The organism is Aerophototrophica crusticola, assembly GCF_012913305.1.
Classification (GTDB): domain Bacteria; phylum Pseudomonadota; class Alphaproteobacteria; order Azospirillales; family Azospirillaceae; genus Niveispirillum; species Niveispirillum crusticola.
The window spans coordinates 1,601,521-1,616,647 of the sequence record NZ_CP051775.1 but is presented as its reverse complement, the minus strand read 5'-3'; the positions used below and the strand labels follow the sequence as shown (position 1 = coordinate 1,616,647).

At 68.8% G+C, this 15,127-nt stretch carries 19 protein-coding genes; 11 read left to right on the top strand and 8 right to left on the bottom strand.

Features of this window, described 5'->3' with window-relative positions; genetic code table 11:
• Window positions 1-2: 2 nt before the first annotated feature.
• Window positions 3-443: a PAS domain-containing protein gene (locus tag HHL28_RS07990; RefSeq protein WP_075768916.1), complete on the bottom strand. Its 441-nt coding sequence runs from the start codon at window positions 441-443 to the stop codon at window positions 3-5.
• Window positions 444-610: 167 nt separating this feature from the next.
• On the opposite strand from HHL28_RS07990, the gene HHL28_RS07985 reads away from it, so the two are divergent.
• Together HHL28_RS07985 and HHL28_RS07980 are read left to right on the top strand one after the other, a co-directional pair.
• Entirely contained in the window at window positions 611-1,120 is a 510-nt protein-coding gene (locus HHL28_RS07985; RefSeq protein WP_075769174.1) for a ferritin-like domain-containing protein, read from the top strand.
• 341 nt (window positions 1,121-1,461) lie between these two features.
• Complete coding sequence (locus tag HHL28_RS07980) at window positions 1,462-2,631, top strand: baeRF3 domain-containing protein (protein WP_075768917.1); 1,170 nt, start codon at window positions 1,462-1,464, stop codon at window positions 2,629-2,631.
• A gap of 421 nt (window positions 2,632-3,052) precedes the next feature.
• On the opposite strand, the gene HHL28_RS07975 is transcribed toward HHL28_RS07980, so the two are convergent.
• Window positions 3,053-4,213: a hypothetical protein gene (locus HHL28_RS07975; RefSeq protein WP_075768918.1), complete on the bottom strand. Its 1,161-nt coding sequence runs from the start codon at window positions 4,211-4,213 to the stop codon at window positions 3,053-3,055.
• Between the two features lie 408 nt (window positions 4,214-4,621).
• On the bottom strand, window positions 4,622-5,629 hold the full coding sequence (locus tag HHL28_RS07970; protein WP_449687533.1) for an ROK family protein: 1,008 nt from the start codon (window positions 5,627-5,629) through the stop codon (window positions 4,622-4,624).
• Between the two features lie 54 nt (window positions 5,630-5,683).
• Here HHL28_RS07970 and HHL28_RS07965 point away from each other — a divergent pair, with 54 nt between their 5' ends.
• From HHL28_RS07965 to HHL28_RS07955, 3 genes are read left to right on the top strand one after another with little or no spacing between them, the layout of a single operon-like run.
• Window positions 5,684-6,361 (top strand): hypothetical protein, encoded by a 678-nt coding sequence (locus HHL28_RS07965; RefSeq protein ID WP_075768920.1) that lies wholly within the window; start codon window positions 5,684-5,686, stop codon window positions 6,359-6,361.
• An 11-nt stretch (window positions 6,362-6,372) separates the two neighbouring features.
• Complete coding sequence (locus HHL28_RS07960) at window positions 6,373-7,140, top strand: AzlC family ABC transporter permease (protein WP_169654955.1); 768 nt, start codon at window positions 6,373-6,375, stop codon at window positions 7,138-7,140.
• Window positions 7,130-7,459 (top strand): AzlD domain-containing protein, encoded by a 330-nt coding sequence (locus HHL28_RS07955; protein WP_083698760.1) that lies wholly within the window; start codon window positions 7,130-7,132, stop codon window positions 7,457-7,459. The genes HHL28_RS07960 and HHL28_RS07955 overlap by 11 nt, the downstream gene beginning before the upstream one ends.
• 19 nt (window positions 7,460-7,478) lie before the next feature.
• Here HHL28_RS07955 and HHL28_RS07950 read toward each other — a convergent pair whose 3' ends face one another.
• Complete coding sequence (locus HHL28_RS07950; protein WP_075768922.1) at window positions 7,479-7,718, bottom strand: glycosyltransferase family protein; 240 nt, start codon at window positions 7,716-7,718, stop codon at window positions 7,479-7,481.
• 113 nt (window positions 7,719-7,831) lie between these two features.
• On the opposite strand from HHL28_RS07950, the gene HHL28_RS07945 reads away from it, so the two are divergent.
• The gene (locus HHL28_RS07945) at window positions 7,832-8,038 is read left to right on the top strand and encodes a hypothetical protein (RefSeq protein WP_404326783.1); all 207 of its coding nucleotides are present in this window, start codon (window positions 7,832-7,834) and stop codon (window positions 8,036-8,038) included.
• 7 nt (window positions 8,039-8,045) lie between these two features.
• On the opposite strand, the gene HHL28_RS07940 is transcribed toward HHL28_RS07945, so the two are convergent.
• Window positions 8,046-9,089, bottom strand: coding sequence for an MBL fold metallo-hydrolase (locus HHL28_RS07940; RefSeq protein WP_075768923.1), 1,044 nt, complete (start codon window positions 9,087-9,089; stop codon window positions 8,046-8,048).
• A gap of 215 nt (window positions 9,090-9,304) precedes the next feature.
• Here HHL28_RS07940 and HHL28_RS07935 point away from each other — a divergent pair, with 215 nt between their 5' ends.
• Window positions 9,305-9,493 (top strand): hypothetical protein, encoded by a 189-nt coding sequence (locus tag HHL28_RS07935; protein WP_075768924.1) that lies wholly within the window; start codon window positions 9,305-9,307, stop codon window positions 9,491-9,493.
• A 229-nt stretch (window positions 9,494-9,722) separates the two neighbouring features.
• On the top strand, window positions 9,723-10,790 hold the full coding sequence (locus tag HHL28_RS07930; RefSeq protein ID WP_075768925.1) for an OmpA family protein: 1,068 nt from the start codon (window positions 9,723-9,725) through the stop codon (window positions 10,788-10,790).
• Between the two features lie 76 nt (window positions 10,791-10,866).
• Here the strand turns inward: HHL28_RS07930 and HHL28_RS07925 are convergent, their stop codons facing one another.
• Window positions 10,867-11,517: a LuxR C-terminal-related transcriptional regulator gene (locus tag HHL28_RS07925; protein ID WP_075768926.1), complete on the bottom strand. Its 651-nt coding sequence runs from the start codon at window positions 11,515-11,517 to the stop codon at window positions 10,867-10,869.
• Window positions 11,518-11,756: 239 nt separating this feature from the next.
• On the opposite strand from HHL28_RS07925, the gene HHL28_RS18440 reads away from it, so the two are divergent.
• On the top strand, window positions 11,757-12,518 hold the full coding sequence (locus tag HHL28_RS18440) for a LuxR C-terminal-related transcriptional regulator (protein ID WP_083698763.1): 762 nt from the start codon (window positions 11,757-11,759) through the stop codon (window positions 12,516-12,518).
• Between the two features lie 24 nt (window positions 12,519-12,542).
• On the opposite strand, the gene HHL28_RS07915 is transcribed toward HHL28_RS18440, so the two are convergent.
• Together HHL28_RS07915 and HHL28_RS07910 are read right to left on the bottom strand one after the other, a co-directional pair.
• The gene (locus tag HHL28_RS07915; RefSeq protein ID WP_404326779.1) at window positions 12,543-13,265 is read right to left on the bottom strand and encodes a protein phosphatase CheZ; all 723 of its coding nucleotides are present in this window, start codon (window positions 13,263-13,265) and stop codon (window positions 12,543-12,545) included.
• A 121-nt stretch (window positions 13,266-13,386) separates the two neighbouring features.
• Complete coding sequence (locus HHL28_RS07910) at window positions 13,387-13,740, bottom strand: hydroxyisourate hydrolase (RefSeq protein ID WP_075768928.1); 354 nt, start codon at window positions 13,738-13,740, stop codon at window positions 13,387-13,389.
• Window positions 13,741-13,899: 159 nt separating this feature from the next.
• On the opposite strand from HHL28_RS07910, the gene HHL28_RS07905 reads away from it, so the two are divergent.
• Both HHL28_RS07905 and phaP read left to right on the top strand, forming a co-directional pair.
• Window positions 13,900-14,337 carry a YgaP-like transmembrane domain gene (locus tag HHL28_RS07905; protein ID WP_075768929.1) on the top strand — a complete coding sequence of 146 codons (438 nt, stop codon included), beginning with the start codon at window positions 13,900-13,902 and terminating at the stop codon, window positions 14,335-14,337.
• 202 nt (window positions 14,338-14,539) lie between these two features.
• A complete protein-coding gene (phaP, locus tag HHL28_RS07900; protein ID WP_075768930.1) occupies window positions 14,540-15,127 on the top strand; it encodes a phasin family protein in 588 nt (195 codons plus the stop codon).

The window sequence follows — 15,127 nt, the reverse complement described above, 5'->3', positions numbered from 1 at the left end:
CGTCAGGTCCAATCCAGGCCGCACAGGGCCATGTCCACTTGCCTGCCGTCGCGGGCCAGGGGCAGGGCCAGCCAGTGCAGTTCACGCAGGGTGAACCCCCGTTTCCACCCCGACTCCGCCCCGTAAAGGGGAATGCCCGCCTGCCACATCTCATCCAGTCGTGTGGCCCAGGGGACGGCCGACTCGCCCAGCGGGATGTCGGCAAGGCGCCTTCCGGTCACCTCACGCCCAAGCAGTTCCGCGATTCGCGTCCCGGCCAGACGGTACCGGTAGTATCCCTCCACCCGTTCCACCAGCAAGATGTTGGGGAGCAGGGTTGGAATGTCTGACGGGTCGATGTGCTGGCGCCCGGGCAGCAAACCCTTGGGATGCCTGGATTCCCAATAGTCCCAGAGCTGGCGGAGCAGTCCTGGGCCGGGGAGGTCGGGCGGCGGCGGGGACACGGGGGCGGGTCTTGCTGGGATGCGGGGTTAAGCCTGCCGGGACAGTGGATGCCGCCAAGGGGTACCGCAAGCTGACCTTAGGGTCAGGAATCGGGGCAGGCGTGCAACACCCATCGGGCTGCGGTGTTCAGGCAACACACAAGTGCCGCGACTTGGAGGCCCTGTCCATGACAACCCCGCGCGAGACCCTGGTCGCCTACCTGCGCGATGCCTATGCCATGGAACAGGAGGCCTTGAGCATCCTGGACCGGCAGATCCAGCGGGCCGGCAGCCAGCCCCATCTGGCCGACCGGCTGCGGCGCCACCGGGATGAGACGGAGCACCAGGCGGAGCGGCTGGAGGCGGCCCTGCACCGGATGGGGGCGGACACGTCCGCCCTGAAGACCATGGGCGCCAAGCTCAGCGGCTTCGTGCAGGCGGCCCTCACCGGCATGGCGGATGACGAGGTCGTGAAGGACCTGATGGCCGCCTACACCTACGAGCAATGGGAGGCGGTGAACTACCGCATCATCGCCGTGGTGGCCGAGGAGGCGGGCGAGCCGGAGGTGCGGCGCTTGGCGGAGGAAAGCCTGGCCGAGGAACTGGCCATGGCCGAATGGCTGGACGGGCAGGTGGCGCCGGTGACCCGCGCCTATCTTGCCCGGTCGGGTGGGAACGAGGGTGTCCTGACCGCCTGACCACCCGGGAGAACGGAGGAGAGACTTACGCGGAACGGATAAAGAACAAACCGCTTGCTGTTCCATTTTTGTTCTGACATGCTGGGGGTGTAGCGATGAGGTGCGTCACGGTAATCCACCCACCCGCCACGGTTGGCGCGACACGGGAGCAGACGATGAAAACGATCGCCTATGTTCGGGACTTCGTGGCGGTGACCGGCATGTTCGGCACCCTGTGCGGCTGGTTCGTGTTCGGGTCGGCGCTTCTGACCTGACGGGCGTTTGGCGGGGAACCGACCCGCGCCTCCCCCGGTTGGCATGGGCAAAGGCGACAAGCCACTGCCCCAACCGCGAGGGACCATATGTTCAGCCGCGAACAGCTTGACGCGCTGATGGCCGATGTGACGGCCCCGGCGATTTCCATTTTCCTGCCGACCCATGTGGCCGGGCGTGAGATCAGCCAGGACTCCGTCCGGCTGAGGAACCAGTTGGATGAGGCCCGCCGCCGGCTGGTGGAGGGCGGCATGCGCGGCCCCGACGCGGACACCATCCTGAAGCCCGGCTATGACCTGGTCCATGACGGCGCCTATTGGCGCCACCAGCAGGAGGGGCTCGCGGTATTCCTGTCCCCCGGGCGGCACCATGCGTTCAAGCTGCCGGTCAGCGTGCCGGAGCAGATGTTCATCGATGACCGGTTCCATGTGCGCCCCCTGCTGCCGGTGGTGTCGGAGGGCGGGCGCTTCGTCGTTCTGGCCATCAGCCTGAAGCAGGCGCAAATCTTCGAGGGCGGCAAGTCCGGCCTGCAGGAAATCCCGCCCGAGGAACTGCCCCGGGGCATGGACAACCTTTTCAACGGCGGCCCCAACATCCAGGGCGAGGCCGTGGGCCGCGATGACGGGACGGTGCGCAAGCCGGTGACGGCCAATGCCTCCGACGCGCCGGCCTATGCCGAGGCGGGCAGCCAGAAGCTGGTCACCAACGACGAGGTGATGCAGTACCTGAAGCAGCTCAGCGGCTGCATGGAGCAGTATCTGGGCGGCACCCACACGCCCCTGGTCCTGGTGGCGGACGAGCGGGTGGCCGGGCACTTCAAGACCATCTGCAAGTACAAGCACTTGGTGGAACCTGCCCTGACCCTGCCGCCCGATTCCCTGTCGCGGGACGATCTGCACCGCCGCAGCCTGGAGCTGGTGAAGCCCCGGTTCGAGCAGGGGCTGCGCAACGCGGCGGACCGCTTCCGCATGCTGAACGGCGACAACAACTCCAAGAGCGTGGCCGATCCGGCGCAGGTGGTGACGGCGGCGGCCCAGGGGCGGGTGGACACCCTGTTCGTACGGGCCGGCGCTCAGTGCTGGGGTCGCTGGCTGCCCGACGCCCAGCGGGCCGTGATGCACCACGACCGGAAGGAAGGCGACCGGGAACTGATCGACTATGCCGCCGGCCATGTGGTGGCCAAGGATGGCACCGTGTATGAGCTGCCGGAGGACCAGATGCCGGCCAACAGCCCCGTGGCGGCGATCCTGCGGTTCTAGGCTGCATCAGTTCGCTGAAGTTCTCTGCGTCCTGCTTCGCTCCACAGGCATCCCTGCTTTCGCTGAAGGGAGCTGAGGCAACGGACGTAGCGACTGGGTCTCCTCTGTCGGGCCAGTTGAACGGCGCCGTTCCGTCCCCTCTCCCGGGGGAGAGGGACAGGGAGAGGGGTGGTGCGACCAGGACAGCAGGAGCCTCGCCGAAGGTTTCCTTCTCCGGAGACAAGACAACCCCTCTCCCTGTCCCTCCCCCTCTGGGGGAGGGGACGCTGCCGCGACGTTCGCCCCAAACCCATTTCCGATCTTGCTCTGGCGTCCGTCGCTTGGTCAGTCGCGACATGGGGACTAAAGAGTGGCCATCTCAAAAGAAGAAGGCCCGGCCCCCTTGTGGGAGCCGGGCCTTTCTCTTGACCACCGACCCTCGTCAGCTACGGGACTGCTGCGGCGCCGGGAGCTGGTTGTACCGGTAGTTCGGCAGGGGCATTGACCGCTGCTCTTCCTTCCGGCTGGCCGACATCTCGATCTCCATCCGGGCGACGACCTTGCGCAGCTCATGCAACGCGTCGGTCAGCACTTGGGCGGTCACGTCGGGGGCCTGCGTTTTCCAACCGCGGTAGGCGTCAGCCACGGCCTTGGCCGCGGCTTCCATCCGCTGGTCGGCGGGGACGGACGGCACCTCCGCCGCTTCCAGCCGGTTGGCGTTGCGGTGGCGCAGATAGGGATATGTCGCCTCGGGCGGCTTGTCCGACAGTTCCAGCCCGGCCGGCACGTCATAGTCCAGCTCATCGCGATTGCCGCGATTCTGGAAGCCACGGTCGTTGCCGCGATCAGCCCGCTCATTGCGGAAGCGGTCCTGTTGCGGGCGCTGGCCGCGGTCGCCACCCTCACCCCGCTCGAAGCGCTGGTTCTGGAAACGCTGGTCCCGGTCACCGCGGGGCTGCTGCTGTTCGCCACCCTCCCGCGGGGGGAAGGGGCGCTGCTGCGGCTGGCCGCCCTGGCCCATGGGCGGGCGCTGGGGCTGGTCGCCGCCGGGGCGGCGCATCTCCGGACGGCCTTCCTGCGGCGGGCGCGGCGGGCGGTCACCCTGGGGACGACCCTCCAGCGGCTGACGCGGCTCCCGGGGTTCACGCGGTGGCAGGTCGGCGCGCGGCTGGCGCGGGCCTTCGCCCCGGTGTTCCAGCCTGGCGGCGGGCTCCCGCTGCGTGTCGCCGCGCAGGGGGTCCGGCAAGCGGACCTCACCGCCGGTGGGCACCGGCGTGGATTCGACCAGCGGGGCCAGCGGGGCCGGTTCCGGCACCGGGGCGGCTTCCACCACCGGGGCGGGTGCCGGGGCAGGGGTGGGCGCGGTCACGGGCGCCAGTTCACCCTGGGCCGGCGCAGCCTCACCCCCCTCGGCGCCCACGCCGGCCGCCTCGGCCTTGCGGACGATGTAGGAGATGGCGCTCGGCGTGCAGTCGAACTCACGCGCGATGGCGGACAGGGTGGCCCCGGCCTTGTAACGCTCAAGGATTCGCGGCCACGCGGTTTGCGGAATGCGGCCCCGGCGCTTGGGGGATTCCGAATCGTTTTCGGGTTCGGCGGTCAAGATGTCACTCGGTTGCCAGAGAGGCTCTTGCGTCATGACGCGGATTCATGGGTTCGGCAGATGCTCCGCCGCGATGTTCTGCCCGCGTGGGGCGTTGAACATGGCGGATACGGAGATATGCCAGGAGCAGCAGGTTAGATATGGTCGAAACCGGGACGGATTTCTATAGGAAGAACGCCGGTCCCCGGCAAAAGGTTCGCGGTTTTTATAAAATCGCCGGGGGCTTTTGAAAAGGTCCCGCTTCGCGTAGCCCGAAAGTAGCCGGGAAACCCGGTGTTTTGAAAGGTACGGGCAACCGAATGGGGGCTGTTCCGGGTCGGGACACCATCCCTGGTGCCATCCGCTTTTGAAAAACGCGAATCGGTGCGGATTTCGGGCAGGGATGCCGGTTCTTTAAAATACAGGATTTCAGGAATCCCCCGGCTGCCACAGCCAGGCGGCCCCGCGGACGCCGCTGGAATCGCCGTGCCTTGCCTGCAGGATGGGTGTGTCCACCCCGTCGGAAAAGCACCAGGCGGACAGTCGGGCGGGCAAGTCCCTGTAGAGCCGGGCCACGTTCGACATGCCGCCGCCCAACACGACCACATCCGGGTCAAGCAGGTTCACCACGCCCGCCAGGCCGCGGGCAAGGCGGTCCACATAGCGGTCCAGGCTGGCGGAGGCGGCCGGGTCGCCCGCCTCGGCCCGGGCCACGATCTCCGCCGTCGCCAGGTCTTCCCCCGTGGTCCGACGGTGGTCTTCCGCGAAGGCCGGCCCGGATACCCAGCGTTCCAGGCAGCCCCGGCGTCCGCAGAAGCAGTCAGGGCCGGGCCATTCATCGCGGGTGGGCCAGGGCAGGGGGTTGTGCCCCCATTCCCCTGATATGGCATGGCGGCCCACCAGCGCCCGGCCGCCCACCACGATCCCGCCGCCACACCCGGTGCCGATGATGATGCCGAAGACCGTGTGCGCCCCGGCGGCGGCCCCGTCCGTCGCCTCGGACACGGCGAAGCAGTTGGCGTCGTTCTCCAGCCGCACCGGCCGGCCCAGGGCCCGCTCCAGGTCCTTGTCCAGGGGATGGCCGATCAGCCAGGTGGAGTTGGCGTTCTTCACCAGCCCCGTCCGCGGGGAGACCACGCCGGGAATGCCGACACCGACGGTGCAGGTGCGCGGTCCGGCTTCCGCCTCCAACGCCCGGACCAGACCATTGATGGCGGCGACGGTCCCGGCATAGTCGCCGCGGGGGTGGGCACCCGCCGCCGCGCCCGTTCGGCGCCGTCCTCGCCCAGCAGGATACCCTCGATCTTGGTGCCGCCGAGGTCGATGCCGATTCGCGCCATTGTTGCCTGTTGAGCGATGCGGGAAGCGGCGTGACAATACTGCGCGAGGGCCTGGCCCGTCAGCCCGTACTTGCGGCGCGAGCGGGCCTTCGGGCATTCTCCGCGCCGCAGATCCCCGTTTTCCCGCATCCCCTTGGTCCCGGAAACCCCGATGCCGCGCCTCCGTACCGCCCTGACCGTCCTCGCCGCCCTGGCCCTGCCGGCCACGCTGCCCGTCGCTGCCGCGGAGCCGACGCCGCCCAAGAAGGCCACCCCCAAGCCCAGCAAGGCCGCTGCCAAGGCCCCCTGCTACACCCCCGCGGAGTTCGAGGCGGAGCAGGCCATCCGCCTGCATACGGAGCTGATGGTGGTCGGCCTCACCTGCCAGGCCATGGACCCGAAGGACGGTCCCTCCCTGTTCGCCCAGTACAAGATGTTCACCCTGAAGCACCAGGCGGCGGTGCAGGGCTGGGAGAAGTCGCTGATCGGCCATTTCAAGCGCGCCGGTTCCCGGAACCCGACCAAGGAGTTCGACAGCTTCCGCACCCGGCTGGCGAACGAGATGTCCCAGCGTGCCATCGCGCTGAGCGCCCAGATCTTCTGTGAGAACCACGTGCCGGTGGTGGGCAAGGCCATGTCCATGCCGGACAAGGACGTCCAGAAGGCCATCCTGGCCCATGGCGAGTCCGCCGGCATCGTCCGCGTCGCCGCCGCGCCGCGTTGCGACCAGCCCGCCCAGGCCATCAGCGTGGCCGCCCCCTCCGCCCCGAAGCCGGCGGAGAAGCCCGCCGCCAAGGCTCCGGCCAAGAAGGAACAGGCAAAGACCGCCGGGTCCGGCTCGGCGGGTTGAGCCGCGCCGGGATGGGCAGGGATGGGGTGCCGGTGGCCCGCGGCGCGGTGATCCGCGCCGCGCTGCGGGAAGCGTTCGGGATCCCAGGTCTCGTCCTGGCCGCCAGCTACCTGGGTTTCGGCTCCCTGGTGCGGGAAACGGGGTTCCCCCTGTGGTTCGGGCTGGCCAGCACGGCCACCGGCTGGGCTCTGCCGGGGCAGGTGGCGCTGGTGGAGTTGGCGGCGCTCGGGTCGTCGCTGCTCGTGATCGGCATGGCGGTGGGGCTGACCAACGCCCGCCTGATGCCCATGACCGTGACCCTGCTGCCGTCCCTGCGCCGGCCCGGGGTTGGCTCCTGGCGCTATTACGCCATCGCGCACCTGATCGCCGTCACCTCCTGGGCCAACGGCATGCGGGAGACGCCGCGGCTGGCGCAGGAGCACCGCTTCGCCTGGTTCGCCACCTTCGCCGTCAGCCTCTGGACCATCACCCTGGTGTCCACGGCGGCCGGGTTCTTCCTGGCGGGGCTGGTGCCCAAGCCGGTGACCCTCGCCCTGGTCTTCCTGAACCCGCTCTATTTCCTGCTGCTGTTCCTGCTGGACCTGCGGCCCCGGTCCAAGGTCCTGGCCCTGGCGTTCGGCACCGTCCTGGGGCCCGTGTTCCATTGGCTGGGCGGGGAATGGGGGCTTCTGGCGACGGGGCTGGTGGGCGGGACGGCCGCCTTCTTGGTGAACCGTGCCCTGCCGAAGGAGCGACCGGCGCCGCCGGCCCCCGTGGGGGAGGCACCGGATGATGTCTGACCCGCTGATCCTGCTTGCCGCCCTGGCCGTGGCGGCGGCCGTGACCTATGTCTGGCGCGGGCTGGGGGTCCTGCTGGGTGGGCGGATCGACCCGGCCGGACCGCTGTTCGAGTGGGTGGGCTGCGTCGCCTACGCCCTGCTGGCCGGGCTGGTGGCCCGCATGATCCTGCTGCCCATCGGCCCGCTGGCGGCGGCATCCCTGGAGGCGCGGGCCCTGGCCGCGGCGGTGGGGCTGGGCGTGTTCCTGCTGGCCCGGCGCAGCCTGCTGCTGGGCCTTGCCGCCGGCCTTGCCACCTTGCTGCTGATGACCCTTCGCTGAAGACCGGTCGGCCCGGCCGTCAGTGCATGGTCATGCCGGGATGGGAGGCCACGCCCGGACCGGTGCCCGGCAGGGGCGTCGGGGCCGTGGACAGGCGGTCCTCGCAGGCTTCCATGACGGCCCGCCAGAAGGCGGCGGCACGGCGGTTGTCGGCGGCGGTCAGCTCCACCAGGCGGTTGCGGCTGACGATGACGGCATCGTCACCCAACTCCCTCACGAGCAGGACGGCGACGGCCAGGGCATCAAGGTTGTTTGTCATGGGGTCCCTAACGGCCCGGCAGCGGCAACGTTCCCGGATCCTCCCGGCCCTGCGGAACACGGGCGGGCTGCCCCTGTTCCACCCGCGACAGGCCCGTAGCCAGGGAGACCGGATTGATCCGGCGACGTCGCGAGATCATCCCGGGACAGCGCTATCGCAAGCTGGGATTCGGTGCCATGCTCTGGGAGGTGGTAGGGCTCAGCGAGGATGCGCTGGGCAATACCCACGTCCGGCTTCGCCAAGTGGGTGACCCCCGGACCCTGAAGACCCTTGCCGCCTCTGTGCTGGATGACCCCAGCCAGTTCCAGCTCGTGGCCTGACCGCGGTTCAGGCGGCGCGGTTGCGAAGCACGCCGGCGGAATCCCGCTCCCGCGACAGGCGGCCCTGCTGGAGCAGGTGGTTCAGGTGCGCCAACGCCTCGCCCACGGCGAAGCTGAGCTGGTGGGCGTCCATGGGGCGGCGGAACAGGATGCCGGTCAGCTCCCCCACGCTGGTGGGCCGTAGCCGGCAGGCGGCGACCACCTCTTCCAGCCGCTCCTGGTGGTGGGCGGCGAGCTGGTCGATGCGGGCGTGCAGCCCGTGGAAGGGCAGGCCGTGGGAGGGGAGGACCAGCAGGCTGTCGGGCTGACCCGCCTTCAGCTTGGCAAGGCCTTCCAGGAAATCGGACAGGGGATCGGCCTCCGGCTCGCTGGGCCAGACGCTGACGTTCGGGCTGATGCGCGGCAGGACCATGTCGCCGGCGATGAACAGGCCCAGGTCGGCGCAGGTAAGGCAGGCATGCTCCGGCGCGTGGCCGCCGGCGGTGGTCACGCGCCAGGTGTGGTCGCCGATGCGCAACTCCCCACCATCCACCATGCGGGTGAAGCCGGCGGGCACGCTCGGCACGCCCTTGGGGAAGGCGTGGCCGCGCTCCTCCAGCGCGGCGATCTGGTCGGCGGTGAGGCCCGCCTCCTCATGGAACCGCCGGTTGGACGCCAGCAGGTCAGGGCCGCCGTCCAGGGACAGCATGCGGCCCAGCAGCCATTCGGTCCGGGTCATCCAGAGGCCGACGCCGAACCTCTCCGTGATCCAGCCGGCAAGGCCCAGATGGTCCGGGTGGAAATGGGTGACGATGACCCGGCTGACCGGGAGGCCACCCAGGTGCTGGGCGAAGACGGTTTCCCAGATGGCCCGGGTCCGGTTGCTGGAGATGCCCGTGTCCACCACGGCCCAGCCTTCCCCGTCGCGCAGCAGCCAGAGGTTCACATGGTCCAGCGCGAAGGGCAGGGGCATGCGCAGCCACAGCACCCCCGGCGCCACCTCCGCGACCTCACCCTCCGGCGGGGGCGCGGCGAAGGGAAACCGGAGGGGGGAGGTGGGCTGTGCGGTCACGGCGGGTCTCGGCTCATCATGGGGTCCGCCGTAACCATAGTGCCTCCCACGCCGGAAGGAACCCGCGCCGGTCGCCGGGCGGGCATGCCGCTGACCCGGACTTGTGACAGGAACGTCATGGAACCGCGATGGCAGGGGAACATGGGGGCCTGCTAGACCGCCCCCGCCCTGCTTGCGCCGGGGCATGACTGCATTGCGGGAAGACGAGTCAGGCCATGCGAACCCCTCCGCCCATCGTGATCGAGCTGGATGAGGAGCCCCTCGGCATCGCCGTGCCGGAAGAGGGTGAGCGGGTCGTGTTCCACGCTGTGCACCCGGCCCTGACGGGCCTGCACGGGCACACCTTCGCCGATGCGACAGCCGCCGGCCACCGCGCCGTGGCCGTCTTCCGGGAAGCGGCCTGACGCGCTCCGCACCGTTCCCGCCCGAAAATATTGCGCCTCCCCGAACGGCTTAGGCCGATTCGCCACAATGTTGCCAGCTTGCGTCACTAAAACGATTTGGGTAAGTCTTGCGCGAACGGGCGGCCCGGATTCCGGCCGCCCTCACCCATTTTCACGCCGCCCCGCGCCAAGAACGGGGCGGCAGCTCGGGAGTGGGCCGTCACGTGCGGCCCCATAAGGAGAAGCAACCATGACTTTCCGTACCCTGTTGCTGGGGACCGCCCTGGCGGCCGCCATCCCCGCCGCGGCTCTGGCCGAGACCACCCAGGGCTTCTATTTCGGTTCCCAGGTCGGCGCGAGCTGGCTGGAGGACACGAAGTACAACGGCCCGGTGACCAACAAGGCGGACTTCAAGACGGCGATCAGCTCCGTCGTCGAGTTGGGCTACCAGCTGGACAACGGCCTGCGCTTCGGCGTCGAGGGTGGCTACGGTGTCCACACCATCGGTGACATCGTCGGCGGCGTCGCCGGCCGCTCCGGCGGCAACGGCAGCACCTCCGCCCTGACCCTGATGGGTGTCGCCGCCTACAGCATCGACACCGGCACCCCGCTGAGCCCCTTCTTCGGCGGCGGCGTCGGTGTGGCCCGCATCGGCCTGCGGGACGCCGGTGCCCTGTTCAGCGCGAACCAGTTCGCGGATGAGAAGGACACCACCGTCGCCTACCAGTTGAACGCCGGCCTGAACTACAGCATCCTGTCCAACATGGACGCGACGCTGAGCTACCGGTACCTGCGGGCGGAGCCGGTGAAGATGGCCACCACCACCGGCAACAACTTCGAGTTCGACTACGACAACCACAGTGTCCTGGTCGGCATCCGCGTCCTGTTCGGCGCCCCCACCCGCACGGTCGCCCCGACCCCGGCGCCGCAGCCGGTTGTCCAGCAGCCGGCGCCGGTGGCCCAGCCCGCCGTGGCGGCCCCGACCATCAGCCGCAACTTCACGGTCTTCTTCGACTGGAACAAGTCGACCCTGACCGCCGACGCGGAGCAGGTGCTGCGCAACGTGGCCCGTGATGCCATGACCGGCAAGGTGGCCGCCGTGCAGGTGACCGGTTACACCGACACCTCGGGCTCCCCCACCTACAACCAGAAGCTCTCCGAGGCGCGCGCTGCCGCCGTGCGGGAGTTCCTGGTGTCCCAGGGCCTGACCGCCGACCAGATCGCCACCGCCGGCCGTGGCGAGACGGAGCTGCTGGTGCCGACCGCCGACAATGTGCGCGAGCCGTCCAACCGCCGTGCGGTCATCCTGTTCCCGTAAGTCCCGACGGGTTTGCGGAACGGAAAGGGGCGCCCCCCGGGGCGCCCCTTTTTCAATGGGAAAGGGCGGTTCGGCGTCAGGACGCCATCGGCGCGATGCCGTGGTCAATGGCCCATACCGCGGCCTGGGTGCGGTTGCTGGCCTGGATTTTCCGCATCACATTCTTGAAGTGCATCTTCACCGTGGATTCGGTGATGTCCAGGCGGCGGGCGATGGCCTTGTTCGACTGGCCGCCCAGGACACAGGCCAGGATCTGCGTCTCCCGTCGCGACAACTCCGACGTCGCCGCCGATCCGGTGGCGCCATGGGTGGCGCCCGGTTCCCAGATTTCCAGTGCCCGGGAGGGGAAGACCGCCTGTCCCAGCATCACCAGCCGCACGGCCCGCAGCACCGTGTCGAAGGCGGCGGCCTTGGAGACATGGCCGTCCGCCCCGGCCGTCAGGCTGGCGCGCAACGCCTCATCGCCCAGAGCCGCGCCCATGACGATCAGCCTGCCTTCAGGAAGGGCTTGGCGCAGGCGGCGCAAGGCGGTCAGCGGGTCGCCGGCCAGGCAACCGGGATCCACCATCACCACCTCCGGAGCATCGGGGCCTGCCAGCTCCTCCAACGCGTCTTCAAGATCGGCGTGCTGGCTGTCCGCACCATACCCTTCCTCGGCCAGCAGGGCGGCCAGGGCTGCGCTGAAAAGCTGGTCATGGTCCACCAGCATCACGTTGGTCTTCTGCATCGCCGCCTCATTCCCTTGCATTTTAGGAAAAGCCCAGACAAGGCCGAGTGGAGGGGAAGGGAAAATTACATCGAAATTCGAAACATAATGAGGATAACATCAGGTTCACTCACCGGAGCCCGGCCGTAATCCCAAATTTCATTTAAGCCCTACGTCATACTTGCGCCAAGTCTTACCTCGGTAGTATACGTTGACACACCGTTAACACGGGATTGTGGGTCAAGGCAAGGAGGCTCGGGATGAGCATGGCACTGCGGAACATGGCGGCCGTTCGGGTTTCCGCACCGGTCGTCCTGTCGACGGTGGCCCCCCAGGCGACACCGCGGCCCGTGACGGCGCTGCACAGGCGCAGCTTCCTGGTCATCGACCCGCAGGCGCTGGTGCGGCATGGCCTTGCCCTCACCCTGACGTCGCACCATGCCGGCGCGCAGGTCATGCAGGCGGCCACACTGGACGAGGCGGGGGAGATGCTTCGCCGCGGCACCGCGGCGGACCTGATCGTGATGGACGTGGACGGGTTGGGTCAGGACAAGGCGGTCCAGGTCGCCGGCTTCACCGCCGCCGTGGCCCCGACGCCGGTGATCCTGATGGCCAGCGGCCCCACGGGCGCGGAGGCACGCGGGTTCCTGGCCGCCGGTGTGCGGGCCGTGCTCTCGAAGAACGACCCCAGCGACGTGCTGGAGCACGCGGTCGCCCTGGCCCTGTCGGGGGAGGATTATGTCCTGATGCCGCGGCCGTCACTGGTTCCGGAGGCGCCCTCGATACCGTCAGGTGGGCTGGACATGGCGGGCCTGGGCACGCTGACCGGCCGCCAGCGGGAAATCTTCGAGCTGTTGGTGGAAGGCTGCTCCAACAAGGAGATCGCGCGGCGCCTGGGCGTGCTGGAAGGCACCGTGAAGGTGCATGTGCGCGCCATGATGCAGAAGCTGGGCGCCAGGAACCGTACCCAGGTGGCCGTGCTGGCGGCCCGTTGCGCCCGCCGCCCCGGCCACGCGGCCTGAGCGGCAGGGCCGGGCCGCGCCCGGTCAGTCGAACAGCGCGTCGATGTCCGCCTGGCTGATCGTGTCCTTCTCGTGGGCGGGACCGTGCAGTTCCAGGTGCTCGTCCTTCTTGGCGATGGACGGGGGCAGGGGCAGGGCCTCGAACTCCTTGGCGTGCCAGACCGACATCATGCCCTCCACCCGCTCCTCGATGAAGGTGAGGGCCTGGACCACCTTGGTGATGCGTTGGCCGGTCAGGTCCTGGAAGTTGCAGGCCTCGAAGATGCGCAGGATGACCTCGTTCAGGTCCTTCAGCCGGCTGTTCTGGTAACCTTCGGGGAGTTGGGAGCGGACTTCGTTGACGATGTCCTCGATCTCCTCGGCCGCGCCGATGATGGCGTTGGTGGCCGCCTCCGTAGACTTCACCACGGCCGTGAGCTGCTGGCTTGCCTCCTGAAACTTGTCTTCCGATGCCAGTGGGTGGCGCAGGGCGGCGATCTCCACCTTCGTCGCCTTGATGCGGCCGGCGATATCGGCCACCTCCAGCTGGATCTTCTCGATATGCGTATGGTCGACGGTCAGGAACCGGTCCAGCTTGTGGCCGACGGCCTGGATGGCGGCCAGCACCTCGCTGTTGTCCGCCACCACCACGGGCGGGGGCAGGGCGGCGGCCGGGGAAGGTTGGCTGGCCGCCGGTTCGGGGATGCCGCCGCGCCCCTCCTGCACCCGCTTGGCCCGCTGGAGTTCCGCCATGAACGGCCGCTGCACACCCATCCTAGCCCCCTGGTCTTCAAGCACTGGCCCATCCCACGGCCAGCGTCGGGGGAGTGTGCTGAAAAACAGAGCGCCGCGCATGCTTAAATTGGTAGTCCGTTCGGATTAGGGGCGATCAACCCCGGAACACCGTGTAGGACCAGGGGCTGACGACCAGGTGCACATGGTGGTCCTGCTCCGCATCCGCGATGCCGATGCGCACGGCGATGACGCCCAGGAAGCGCGGTTCCGCCTCTATGATCGAGAAGGCGCGGAAATAGTCGCCGACGCGGAAGCGCAGCTCATACTCCCCGCGCTCGAACTCGCGCCCTACCATGGCGGGGCGGGACGGGCGGCCGTCCGGGCCGGTCACCATTTCCCGGATGGGATGGATGGCGTCGTTCGGGCCGAGCCAGAACACCTCCACATGCATGCCGTCCGCAGGCTGGCCGTGCAGGGAGTCGGTGACTTGGGTGGTCAGGCTGGCCATCGAGGGCTCATGTCGCCAGGGGATGGCGGATGATTGGAAGCTGTGCCGCACTTGTCAACGTCACAATCCCTACGGTTATTGCCGCAGACTTCCCGGGAACCCGGCGCGCGCCCCGCCCGTTGCCTTTCTGTCCACACCATTGAGATAGGGGAGACCGCGGTGCGCCTGTCCAGCGACCAGCTTTCCAGCTTCCTGCCCATCGGGCCGGTGAATGTCAGCCCGGCCGAGCGCATCCTGACCGGGGGACTCGGCGGCGCGCTGCTGGCGCTCGGCATGGACCGGGGCCGCGGCGGCGGGACCGCCCTGGCGACCTTGGGCGGCCTTTTGTTGGTCCGCGCCGTAAGTGGCCACTGCCCGGCTTACCAAGCCATGGGCGGCGGCCTTCGCCGGGGCCGGATCGACCGCCAACGGGCGGTCTGGCGGGAGGCGCCGCGGGACCCCGCCCTGGCCGAGGTCTTCGCCGGACCGCGGCCGGACTCCATGGCCAACCGCGGCCAACTGCCGGAGGACCACCAGGAGGATCTGGTGGAGGAGGCGGTGGAAGGAACCTTCCCGGCCAGCGACCCGCCAACCTTCACGCCTTCCCACGCGGGGTGAGGGACGGGCTGAATTCGCCTACGAAATCCAGGTAATACCCAGGGCCTACCGCGAATCAACCAATGTTCCATCGGAACGACAGGTCGGTTTTCACTGACCTGTTGCGCCGATGGCATGTTATTACGGCGGCGCAGCATGAGCGTTCGTTGTTGCAGCAAACGTTCTGCCAACAGAATTACTCGGGATTTCGAGGAGAAATGTAATGACCGCTGACAAGGATTTGGCCGTCGCTGTCAAGGACACTGTTGCGACTGCGAAGGAGAACGCGCAGAAGCGGGCGGCGGAGACCCGGGATGCGGCCCAGGATTTCGGCAAGGCCACCCGGCAGACCACCGAGACCGCCAGCCAGGCCCTCCAGGCCGGCGCTGGCACGGCGGCCGAAACCGCCCAACGCACCACCGGCGCCGCGGCCGAGCAGTTCGGCCGCCTGTCGGATGAGGCGGTGAAGGCCGGCCGCACCATGTCCGAGCGGGCCACCCGCAACATGGACGCCGTGATGTCCGCCCAGTCCGTGGTGGCCGACGGCTTCCAGACCGTGTGGCGCGAGTGGTTCGCCTACACCCAGGGCGCCCTGGACCGCTGGACCCAGCAGACCAAGGCCCTGACCGGCGCGCGCACCCTGACGGACCTGGTCACTGCCCAGCAGGACCTGGTGCGCACGGAGATGGAGCAGTTGCTGAAGACCAGCCAGCGCATGTCCGAGCTGGCCAGCCAGATCACCAACGACGCCACCCGCCGCATCACCCAGCGGGCGGAGGAGCAGGCCGAGGACATGCGCAAGAGCGCCTGA